Raw genomic sequence first — 12,244 nt, 5'->3', positions numbered from 1 at the left:
AGGGTAGGGGCGACGGCGGGTCGCCAGGGTCCGAAAAGACCGGTGCGGGCGGTTCTTCTGTCGACCGTTCCGGAAGTGGTGGAACCGGCAGAAGCGGCAGAACCCGCGCCGGAGCGGCGCCGGCACGGCCGCCGGTCGTGACCGATGTCACATGCCGCAAGGCCTCCGATCGAGGGGGAGGGCACCGTCTCGAAAGTGCCGGTCGGAGGTGCCTCATTTCGGTCGATGGACCACCTCAAGTTTCCGGCACCGTAGGCGATATCCCGACGAGCACTCAGGTTTATCCGATCTTCGGCAAGCCGCTCACCGCCCAGTCAACGCAGGAAAGTCCATGGCCACCATCGTCCCGTCACTCACCACTTCCCAGGTCGCCGGCCTGTCGACCCGCTCGATCGCCGCCCTGACGACCGAGGACTGGGCTGCGTTCACCAGCGAACAGATCTCGGCGCTGTCGTCGACGCAGGTGGCGGCGATCGAGACCGCTGACCTCGCGGCGATCACGACCGACGCCATCGCCGCGATGGAGACGGCGGACCTGCGTGGCCTCAACACCCGCCAGATGCAGGCGCTGACGACTGGCCAGGTCGCCGCCTTGACCACCGACCAGATCGCGGGCTTCACCACCGCGCAGATCGCCTCGTTGACCAGCACGCAGATCGGGGCCCTGGGCACCGCCGCGATCGCCGCGCTGACCACCGCACAGGCCGCCGCGTTGACGGCCCAGCAGCTGGCCGCGCTGAGCACCGACCAGGTCCAGGCGATCGAGACCGCCGACCTCGCCGCGATCAACACCACCGCGCTGCGTTCGCTGGGCACCGACGCGATCGTCGCGCTGAGTTCCGACCAGGTCGCCGCGCTGACCACCGGCCAGGTCGGCGCGCTGACCACCTCGCAGATCGCCGCGATTGCCACCGACGACATCGGCGCGCTGACCACCTCGCAGGTCCAGGCCATCTCGACCACGCAGCTGGCGGCCCTCGGCACCGCGCAGGTCGCGGCGCTGACCACCGAACAGGTCGGCAGCCTGCGCACCCAGCAGATTGCCGCGCTGTCGACCAGCCAGGTCGCCGCGATCGAGACCGACGACATCGCCGCGCTGACCAGCAACCAGGCCGCCGCGCTCAGCTCGACCCAGCTCGGCGCGCTGGGCACGGCGCAGGTCCAGGCCTTCGAGACCCAGGACCTCGCCGCCATCCGCACCACCGCCTTGCGCGGTCTGGGCACTTCGGCCATCGAGGCGCTGACGACCGAGCAGGTCGCCGCGCTGACCTCCGGCCAGGTCGCCAGCCTGACGACCACGCAGGTCGCCGCCATCGGCACCGACGACGTCGCGGTGCTGACGACGAGCCAGATCCAGGCCATCTCGACGAGCCAGATCCGGGCGCTGTCGACCGACCAGATCGCCGCGCTGACGACCGGTCAGGTCGAACACCTCGCGACCCGCCAGATTGCCGCGCTGTCGACCAGCCAGGTCGCCGCGATCGAGACCGACGACATCGCCGCGCTGACCACCGCCCAGGCCGCCGCGCTCAGCAGCGCGCAGATTGCCGCGCTGACCACCGACCAGGTCCAGGCGGTCGAGACGGCCGACCTGCGTGCCCTCAACACCACCGCGCTGCGCGGCCTGCAGACGGCCGGCGTCGATGCGCTGACGACCGAACAGGCCGCCGCGCTGACCAGCGCCCAGATCGGCGCGCTGACGACCACCCAGGTCGCCGCCATCGCCACCGACGACATCGCCGCGCTGGGCACCCACCAGGCCGCCGCGCTGACCACCGCACAGGCCGCCGCGCTCGGCAGCGCGCAGGTCCAGGCCCTGACCACCGAAGACCTGCAGGCCATGCGCACCGCCTCGGTCCGCAACCTCGGCACCGCCGCGATCGGCGCGCTGACGACCGACCAGGCCGCCGCGCTGACCAGCGCCCAGGTCGCCGGCCTGAGCACCTCGCAGGTCCAGGCCCTCAGCACCGACGGCATCGCCTCGCTCGGCACGGCGCAGGTCGCCGGCATGAGCTCGCAGCAGGTTGCCGCGCTCGGCAGCGCCCAGATCGGTTCACTGACGACCGACCAGATCGTGGCGCTGAACAGCCGCCAGGTCGCCGCCCTGAATTCCAGCCAGGTCGCCGCGCTCGGCACCGACCAGATCGCCGCGATGCAGTCGGCCGATCTGCGGGGCATGTCCTCGACCGCCATCCAGGCCCTGAGCACCGACGGCATCGCCGCGCTCAGCTCGACCCAGGCCGCCGGCCTGTCGAACGCCCAGGTCGCGGCGCTGACGACCGGCCAGCTGCAGTCGCTCGGCACCGCCGCCTTCGGCGCGATGGGCAGTGCCCAGCTGAACGCGCTGACGACCGGCCAGATCGCCGCGCTGACCACCGACCAGCTGGCCGCCCTGTCGAGCGCCCAGGCCGCCGGCCTGAGCACCCGCGCGCTGGCGCTGCTGGGCACCGACCAGCTGCAGGCGCTGGGCACCGCCAACATCGCCGCGCTGACCAGTGCCCAGGCCGCCGCGCTGACCAGCGCCCAGGTCGCCGCGCTGACGACCGACCAGGTCCAGGCCTTCGAGACCGCCGACCTGCGCGCCATCCGCACGGCCGCGCTGCAGGCCATGACGACCGACGGCATCGAGGCCCTGACCACCGCGCAGATCGCCGCGCTGACCAGCGCCCAGGTGGCGGCGCTGACGACCACCCAGGTCGCCGCCATCGCCACCGACGACATCGCCGCGCTGACCAGCACGCAGGTGCGTTCGCTGACCACCGCCCAGATCGCCGCACTTGGCACCGACCAGGTCGCCTCGCTGACCAGCGGCCAGGTGGCCGGCCTGAACACCAACCAGATCGCCGCACTCGGCACCGGCCAGATCCAGGCGCTGCAGACCGACAACATCGCCGCGCTGACCTCGTCGCAGGCTGCCGCGCTCAGCAGCGCCCAGGTGGCCGCGTTGAGCAGCGACCAGGTCCAGCACCTCGAATCGGCCGACCTGCGCGCCATCCGCACCGCCGCGCTGCAGGCCTTGTCGACCGACGCCATCGCGGTCCTGAACACCAGCCAGGTGGCCGGCCTGACGACCGCCCAGATCGGCGCGCTGACGACCGCGCAGCTGGCCGCCCTCGGCACCGACAACATCGCCGCGCTCGGTTCGCTGCAGGCCGGCGCGCTGTCGTCGACCCAGCTGGCCGCCCTCGGCACCGACCAGATCCAGGCCATCGAGACCGCTGACCTGCGCGCCATCCGCACCAGCGCGCTGGCGGCCCTCGGCACCGATGCGATCGAGGCGCTGACGACCGCGCAGGCCGCCTCGCTGACCTCCGCCCAGGTGGCGGCGCTGACGTCGACCCAGGTCGGCGCCATCGCCACCGATGACCTCGCCGTGCTCGGATCGGCCCAGATCCGCGCGCTGACCACCGCCCAGCTCGGCGCCTTGTCGACCGACCAGATCGGCGCGCTGACCAGCAGCCAGATCGCCGGCATGACGACCGGCCAGGTGGCCGCGCTCGACACCGCCCAGATCGCCGCGCTGTCGACCGGCAACATCGCCGCGCTGACCTCGGCCCAGGTCGCCGCGCTCGGCTCGGCCCAGGCCGCCGCGCTCAGCACCGACCAGGTCCAGGCGATCGAGACCGCCGACCTGCGGGCGCTGCGCACCGCCGCGCTGGCGGCGCTCGGCACCGATGCAATCCAGGCGCTGACGACCGCCCAGGCGGCTGCGCTCAGCTCGACCCAGGTGGCTGCGCTGACGTCGACCCAGGTCGGCGCCATCGCCACCGATGACCTCGCCGTGCTCGGCTCGGCCCAGATCCGCGCCCTTGGCACCAGCCAGCTCGGCGCCCTGTCGACCGACCAGATCGGCGCGCTGACCACCGGCCAGATCGGTGGCCTCAGCACCACCCAGGTTGCCGCCCTCAGCAGCGACCAGATCGGCGCGCTGAGCACCGATCACATCGCCGCGCTGACCTCGGCGCAGACCGCGGCGCTGACCTCCGGCCAGATTGCCGCGCTGACCACCGGCCAGATCCAGTCGCTCGAGACCGCCGACCTGCGTGCCATCCGCACCAGCGTGCTGCAGGCCCTCGGCACCGACACGATCGACGCGCTGACGACCGCCCAGGTCGCCGCACTGACCTCCGCCCAGGTGGCGGCGCTGACGACCACCCAGATCGCCGCCATTGCCACCGATGACCTGGCCGCGATGGGCACCGCGCAGATCCGCGCGCTGACCACCGACCAGATCGCCGCGCTGGGCTCCAGCCAGATCGACGCGCTGACCAGCAACCAGATCGGCAGCCTGACGACCCGCCAGGTGGCCGCGCTGACGACCGACCAGGTCGCCGCGATGACGACCGACAACATCGCCGCGCTGACCTCGACCCAGACCGCCGCGCTCAGCTCCGACCAGGTCGGCGCCTTCACGACCACCCAGGTCCAGGCGCTCGAGACCACCGACCTGCGCGGCATCCGCACCGCCGCGCTGGCGGCCCTCGGCACCGATGCGATCGAGGCCCTCAGCACCGCGCAGGTCGCCTCGCTGACGAGCGCCCAGGTGGCCGGGCTGACGACCACCCAGGTGGCCGCCATCGCCACCGATGACCTCGCCGCGATGGGCACCGCCCAGCTGCGCGCCCTGAGCACGGGCCAGCTCGCCGCGCTGACGACCGACCAGGTCGGCGCCTTGACGACGAGCCAGATCCCCGGCCTCGGCACCGCCCAGATCGCCGCGCTCGGCAGCGACCAGGTGGCGGCGCTGTCGACCGCCAACATCGCCGCGCTGACCTCGTCGCAGACCGCCGCGCTGACGTCGACCCAGGTGGCCGCGCTGACGACCGACCAGGTCCAGGCGATCGAGAGCACCGACCTGCGGGCCCTGCGCACCAGCGTGCTGCAAGGCCTGGGCACCGACGGCATCGTCGCGCTGACGACCGCCCAGGTGGCCGCGCTGACCTCTGCCCAGGTGGCGGCGCTGACGACCACCCAGATCGCCGCCATCGCCACCGATGACCTGGCCGTCATGAGCGCGACCCAGGTGCGGGCGCTCGGGACCGCCCAGCTCGGCGCCCTTGGCACCGACCAGATCGGCGCCCTGACGACCACCCAGGTGGCCGCCCTCGGCACCGCCCAGGTCGCCGCCCTCGGCACCGACCAGATCGCCGCGCTCGGCACCGCCAACATCGCCGCGCTGACCTCGCTGCAGGCCGCTGCGCTGACGTCGACCCAGGTGGCCGCGTTGTCCAGCGACCAGATCCAGGCCTTCGAGACCGCCGACCTGGCCGCCATCCGCACCGCCGCGCTGCAAGCCCTGCGCACCGACGTGATCGCCGCCCTCGGCTCGGCCCAGATCGCCGCGCTGACGACCGGTCAGGTGGCCGCGCTGACGACCGACCAGATCGCCTCGATCAGCAGCACCGACGTCGCCGCGCTGACCACCGCGCAGGCGGCGGCGCTGACCTCGGCCCAGGTCGCCGCGCTGACGACCGACCAGGTCCAGTCGCTGGAGACCGCCGACCTGCGTGCCATCCGCACCGCCTCGCTGCAGGCGCTGGGCACGGCCGCCATCGACGCCCTGACGACCACCCAGGCAGCAGCGCTCAGCTCGGCCCAGGTGGCGGCGCTGACGACCGCCCAGGTCGCCGCCATCGCGACCGATGACCTGGCCGCGCTGGGTTCGGCCCAGGTGCGGGCCTTCACCAGCGCGCAGCTTGGCGCCCTGTCGACCGACCAGATCGCGGCCCTGACGACCACCCAGGTGGCCGGCTTCAGCACCACCCAGATCGGCCAGCTCGGCAGCGACCAGGTCGCCGCCCTGACGACCGCCAACATCGCCGCGCTGAACACGGCGCAGGCAGCGGCGCTGACCTCCGCGCAGCTGGGCGCCCTCGGCACCGACCAGATCCAGGCACTGGAGACCGATGACCTGCGCGCCATCCGCACCGCCTCGCTGCAGGCTCTCGGCACCGCCGCGATCGATGCGCTGACCACTGCCCAGGTGGCCGCGCTGGCGACCACCCAGGTGGCCGCGCTGACGACCACCCAGGTGGCCGCCATCGCCACCGACGACCTGGCCGCGATGGGCTCGGCGCAGATCCGCGCGCTGACCACCGCCCAGCTCGGTGCCCTGTCGACCGACCAGATCGCCGCGCTGACCACCGCGCAGGTCCCGGGCCTCAGCACGACCCAGCTGGCCGCTCTCGGCAGCGACCAGATCGGCGCGCTGTCGACCGCCAACATCGCCGCGCTGACGGCGGTGCAGACCGCCGGCCTGAGCTCGACGCAGCTGGGTGCGCTGACGACCGACCAGGTCCAGGCGCTCGAGACCGCCGACCTCGCCGCGATCCGGACGGCGGCGCTGCAAGGCCTGAGCACCGATGGCATCGAGGCCCTGAGCACCGCCCAGGCCGCCGCGCTGACCTCGGCCCAGATTGCCGCGCTGACGACCACCCAGGTCGCCGCCATCGCGACCGATGACCTGGCCGCCTTGTCCAGCACCCAGCTGCGTGGCCTGACCACGACCCAGCTTGGCGCCCTGACCAGCGACCAGATCGGCGCTCTGACGACCAGCCAGGTGGCCGGCCTGTCGACCGCCCAGGTCGTCGCGCTGGGCACCGACCAGATCGGCGCGCTGTCGACCGCCGGCATCGCCGCCCTGACGGGTGCGCAGGCCGCCGTGCTGACGTCGACCCAGGTGGCCGCGCTGACGACCGACCAGGTCCAGGCGCTGGAGACCGCCGACCTGGCCGCCATCAAGACGACGGCGCTGCAGGGCCTGACGACCGACGGCGTGGTCGCCCTGACCACCGCCCAGGCCGCGGCGCTGACGGCCGCCCAGGTCGGCGCGCTGACGACCGCCCAGGTGGCGGCCATCGCCACCGACGACATCGCCGCGCTCGGCACCGCGCAGGTCCGCAGCCTGGGCAGCAGCCAGCTGGCCGCCCTGTCCAGTGACCAGATCGGCGCGCTGACGACCAGCCAGGTGGCCGGCCTGAGCACCACCCAGGTGGCCGCCCTCGGCAGCGACCAGGTGGCCGCCCTCGGCACCGCCCAGATCGCCGCGCTGACCAGCGCCGAGGCGGCGGCCCTGAGCTCGACCCAGCTTGGTGCGCTGACGACCGACCAGGTCCAGGCGCTCGAGACGGCCGACCTCGTGGCCATCCGCACCAGCGCGCTGCAAGGCCTGACGACCGATGCCATCGAGGCCCTGACGACCAGCCAGATCGCCGCGCTGACGACCGCCCAGGTGGCCGCGCTGACGACCGACCAGGTGGGCGCCATCGCCACCGACGACATCGCCGCGATGACGACGGCGGAGATCCGTGCCCTCACGACCGCGCAGATCGGCGCCCTCAGCAGCGACCAGATCGCCGCGCTGACGACCGGCCAGGTCGCCGCGCTGACCACCGGCGAGCTGGCGGCCCTGAGCACCGACCAGATCGCCGCGATCGAGTCCGCCGACATCGCCGCGCTGACCACCACGCAGGTGGGCTCGCTCGGCTCGACCGCCATCGGCGCGCTGACGACCGACCAGGTCCAGGCCCTGGAGGCCCAGGATCTGGCGGCCATCAAGACCGCCTCGCTGGCCGGCCTCGGCACCGACGCCATCGCCGCGCTGACGACCGAACAGGCCGCCGCGCTGACGACCGCGCAGCTCAACGCGCTGACCAGCACCCAGCTGCAGGCGCTGACCAGCGACGCGATCGACGCGCTGACGACGGCCCAGATCGCCGGCCTGTCGACCACGCAGGTCTCGCTGCTGACGACCGACCAGCTGGTGGCCCTGAGCACCGACGACATGGTGGCGCTGACGACCGCGCAGTTCAACGCGCTGTCGACGACGCAGTTCCAGGCGCTCGAGACCACCGACATCGCCGCGATCACGACGGGTGATTTCGCCGCCCTGCACACCAGCCTCGTGGCGGCCTTCAGCACCGAGCAGATCCAGGCGCTGACGACCGACCAGATCGTGGCCTTCACGACCACGCAGATCGGCCACCTGACGACCGACGCGATCGTCGCGCTGACGACCGAGCAGGTGGTCGCGCTGCAGACCGCCGACATCGCCGCGATGTCGACGGCGCAGATCGCCGCCTTCGAGACCACCGACGTGGCGGTGCTGAGCAATGCCCAGATCGACGCCATGATCGCGGCCACCCCGATCGTGCTGGACCTCGACGGCAACGGCATCCAGACCGTCTCGGCGGCCCAGGGCGTGACCTTCGACGTCGACGCCAGCGGCACTGTGGAGCGCACCGGCTGGGTCGGCGGCAACGACGGCCTGCTGGTCCGTGACCTGAACGCGGACGGCCAGATCAACGACGGCCGCGAGCTGTTCGGCGCCGGCACCCAGCTGGCCAGCGGCCAGCGCGCCGGCACCGGCTACGCGGCCATGGCGGACCTGGACAGCAACCACGACGGCCGCCTGAGCCAGTCCGATGCCGCCTTCGGCGAGCTGAAGGTCTGGGTCGACCGCGATGCCGACGGCGTCACCGACACCGGCGAGCTGCGCAGCCTGGCCGACCTGGGCATCGTCTCGATGGACCTGCATGCGGTGTCCGGCCAGACGGTCGACAACGGCAACCTGCTGGGCCTGACGTCGAGCTACCAGACGGCCGACGGCCAGTCGCACCAGATGGCCGACGTGTGGTTCGCCAAGCAGACCGGCGCCGCCGACCCCAGCGCCGACGCGGCGGCCCACGCCGCCACGTCGACCAGCGTGCCGGTCAGCCTGCAGGACGTGCTGGTCGAGGCGCCCGACGCCCTGCTGCAGCAGCCGGCGACCGGCAACGCCGACAGCGGCCCCACCGCCGCCGTCGACACCGCCGCCGCCACGCCGCTGCCCGACATGCACGCCGCCGTCATCCTGCCCACGCCCGACAGCACCCTGGACGACCAGCTGCGCAACACGCCGCTGATCTGATCCTGACCTGACCCGATCGAAGGGAACCGCCGCCGCCGGAGGGCCGTCACAGAACGGCCCCCGGCAGCGGCCCATCCGAACGCCGCGTCCCCGTCCCCTGGTCCGATGCCCGCCGCAAGGGAGCACCGGCCAGGGGCGGCGCGGCGTCGCCGTTGGTGGCCACCGGGCCAGCGCCGCCGGAGGGCGGCGGGATCTGGTGCAGTGAAGGTCGTGTTGGTGTCTTCGGCCGATCGGACGCCTGCGGTGTCCGATGGGCGCGGTCAACACGGTTGCCGATCGGCGGCCCATCGGCGCCAGCCCGTCGGACACGGGACGTGTCCGACCTACCGGAAATGCGCCGAAGGTTGGCAGCGCGTGGTGCGGTGAATGGCGCGTGGATGTGTTCGGTAGGTCGGACACCTTGGGTGTCCGACGGGGTCGTGGCCAACGGGCGCGTTCAACGCGGTTGCGCAACGGCGGCCCACCGGGCCAGCGCCGCTGGAGGGCGGCGGGTCGTGAACGTCAGGTCGGGGGCGTTCTTCCTGGGGGATTCCGGTATCGCATCCCACCTCAGCGGGATGGTGGGTCTGGTGGGGTCGGCCGATGGTCCGATCCGGCGTGCAGGAAGGGTCCGTGCGCTGCATCGCTCAACGCGTCGGCCGCAGCGTCGGTCAGCTTGAAAGATGGTTCCATTAATGACACCATCGGAGCCGGCCTTGAAGGACCTGATCGAACACATGCGGCGCGCGCCTCGCGGCGTTCGCCATGCGGATCTCGTCCGCGTCTGCATCCATTTCTTCGGCCTGCCACGCCAATCGGGATCGAGCCACATGGTCTTCAGGACGCCGTGGCCGGGCGATCCGCGCGTGAACATCCAGAACGACCGGGGCATGGCCAAGGCCTATCAGGTCCGGCAGGTCCTGCAGGCCATCGACAAGCTGAAGGAGGATCGCCATGAACACTGACCACTACACCTACCGCCTGACCTGGTCCGCCGACGACCAGGAGCATGTCGGTCTGTGCGCGGAGTTCCCGTCGCTGTCGTGGCTGGATGCGACGCCCGAGGCGGCGCTGGCGGGGATCCGGCGGCTGGTGGCCGAGGTGGTCGCGGACATGGGCGAGCGGGGCGAGGACGTGCCGCAGCCGTTTGCCGAACGGCACTACAGCGGCGAGTTCCGGGTCCGCATTCCGCCCGAACAGCACCGGCGCCTCGTCGTGCAGGCGGCCGAGCAGGGGGTCAGCCTCAACCGGCTGGTCAGCCTGAAGTTGTCGGACGCCTGACCCAAGCACCGAACTGGCCCGCACCCCCAGCCGTTTTTCGCGCTTCGGCCGTCGCCCGCCGGACCAACATCGAGGGTGATCGGCGCACCTGTCGTGCGTTGGAAAGAAGCGTTCTCATGTCCGACACCGACACCCTGGAAGCCCGCCCCCAGACCGCTGAGACGGCCCCGGAGGCCGACCCGCGCGAGCGCCTGATCCAGGCGATCACGCTGCAGAACGCCGGGCAGGTCGAGCAGGCCGAGGCGCTGCTGAAGGCCTATCTGGTCGATCAGCCGGCCGATCCGGCCGCGCTGTATTCGCTGGCGGTGATCCTGCTGAAGAAGCCCGACATGGCGGCCGCGCGGGTCCTGCTGGAACAGGCCGTGCAGCGCGTGCCGACCTACGCGCCGCTGTGGTTCGCCCACGCCACCGCGCTGCAGGGTGCCGGTGAGCGCGATGCGGCGCTGGCGAGCTATGACCGGGCGCTGGTGCTGCAGCCGGACTACACCGAGGTGCTGATCAACTCCGGCGTGCTGCTGCGCGAGATGCTGCGCCACGGCGAGGCGCTGGCGCGCTTCGAGCGGGTGCTGGCGATCAAGCCGCAGCATGAGACCGCGCTGGCCAACTGCGCCGTGCTGCTGACCGACTTCAAGCGCAGCGAGGAAGCGACCGCGATGTTCGAGCGCCTGCTCGCCATCAACCCCGACTACGACTACGGCCCGGGCATGCTGCTCTACGAGCGCCTGCACCGCTGCGACTGGACCGGCTTCGACGCGCTGAAGACGCAGATCGTCGACGGCCTGCGCGCTGGCAAGCGCACCTGCAAGTCGCTCGCTCTGATGGCCGTCACCGACGACGCGGCCGATCACCAGCGTGCCGCGCAGCTGTTCTCGCGCCAGCGTTACCCGACCCGCGAGCCGCTGTGGCGCGGCGAGCGCTACCGGCATGACCGCATCCGCATCGCCTATGTCTCGCCGGACCTGCGCGAGCACCCGGTCGGCCACCTGATGGCCGGCGTGTTCGAGCGCCATGACCGCCGCCGCTTCGAGACCATCGCGATCTCGCTGGGCATCGACGACGGCAGCCGGCTGCGTGGCCGGATGCAGGCCAGCTTCGACCGCTTCATCGACGCCCGGCCGTTCAGCGCGCCGCAGATCGCCCGGCTGATGCGGGCGCTGGAGGTCGACATCGCGATCGACCTGGCCGGCTACACGGCCGATTCGCGCAACGAGATCTTCTCGGAGCGGCCCGCGCCCGTGCACGTCAACTTCCTGGGCTACCCGGGCACGCTGGGCAACCCGCACATCGACGTGATCGTGGCCGACCGCCACGTCATCCCGCCGGAGCACCAGCAGCATTGCGACGAGCGGGTGGTCTACCTGCCCGACAACTACCTGCCGGCCGCCGCCGGGCTGGAGATCGCCGAGCGCACGCCGACGCGCGCCGAATGCGGCCTGCCCGAGACCGGCGTCGTGTTCTGCTCGTTCAACCACGACTACAAGATCTCGCCGCCGATGTTCGCGACCTGGATGCGCATCCTGGCCGCCACGCCGGGCAGCGTGCTGTGGCTGATGTCGCGCAGCGCCGCCTCGCAGCACAACCTGCGCGCGGCCGCCCAGGCCGCCGGCATCGCGCCGGACCGGCTGGTGTTCGCGCAGCGCGTGCCGCGCGTCGAAGACCATCTGGCGCGTTATCGCCAGGCCGACCTGTTCCTGGACACGCACCCGTACAACGCCCACACCACCGCGTCGGATGCGCTGCTGGCGGGCCTGCCGGTGCTGACCTACAGCGGCCAGTCCTTCCCGTCACGCGTGGCGGGCAGCCTGCTGCACGCGGCCGGTCTGCCCGAACTGGTCACGCACAGCGTGGCCGACTACGAGGCGCTGGCGATCCGCCTGGGCCAGCAGCCGGCCGAACTGGCCGACTGCCGCCGCAAGCTGGCCGAGGCCCGCCCGACCAGCGCGCTGCTCGACATCGACGGCTACACGCGCAACCTCGAAGCCATCTGGGTCGCGCTGTGGCGCGAGAGCCAGCTGGGCGGCGCACAGGACGCGATGTCCGGCGCGCTGCGCCGCCCGAGCGGGTACTGAACCGGGC

4 protein-coding genes are annotated in these 12,244 nt (G+C 72.3%); all 4 read left to right on the top strand.

Going from position 1 to position 12,244, the window contains the following annotated elements:
• Window positions 1-331 precede the first annotated feature (331 nt).
• The 4 genes from ACWA7K_RS09420 to ACWA7K_RS09405 all read left to right on the top strand — a co-directional run bounded on the left by ACWA7K_RS09420 (window position 332) and on the right by ACWA7K_RS09405 (window position 12,237).
• Window positions 332-8,908, top strand: a complete 8,577-nt coding sequence (locus ACWA7K_RS09420) for a beta strand repeat-containing protein (protein ID WP_456167883.1) — start codon at window positions 332-334, stop codon at window positions 8,906-8,908.
• A 695-nt stretch (window positions 8,909-9,603) separates the two neighbouring features.
• Entirely contained in the window at window positions 9,604-9,852 is a 249-nt protein-coding gene (locus ACWA7K_RS09415; protein ID WP_456167881.1) for a toxin HicA, read from the top strand.
• Window positions 9,842-10,168, top strand: coding sequence for a type II toxin-antitoxin system HicB family antitoxin (locus ACWA7K_RS09410; protein WP_456167879.1), 327 nt, complete (start codon window positions 9,842-9,844; stop codon window positions 10,166-10,168). The genes ACWA7K_RS09415 and ACWA7K_RS09410 overlap by 11 nt, the downstream gene beginning before the upstream one ends.
• Before the next feature lie 116 nt (window positions 10,169-10,284).
• A complete protein-coding gene (locus ACWA7K_RS09405; protein WP_456167877.1) occupies window positions 10,285-12,237 on the top strand; it encodes an O-linked N-acetylglucosamine transferase, SPINDLY family protein in 1,953 nt (650 codons plus the stop codon).
• The last annotated feature ends 7 nt before the right edge of the window (window positions 12,238-12,244 follow it).

The organism is Leptothrix mechoopdaensis (SeqCode) (assembly GCF_053893855.1).
The sequence above is the reverse complement of the archived record's forward strand: the minus strand, read 5'-3'. Positions and strand labels throughout refer to the sequence as shown.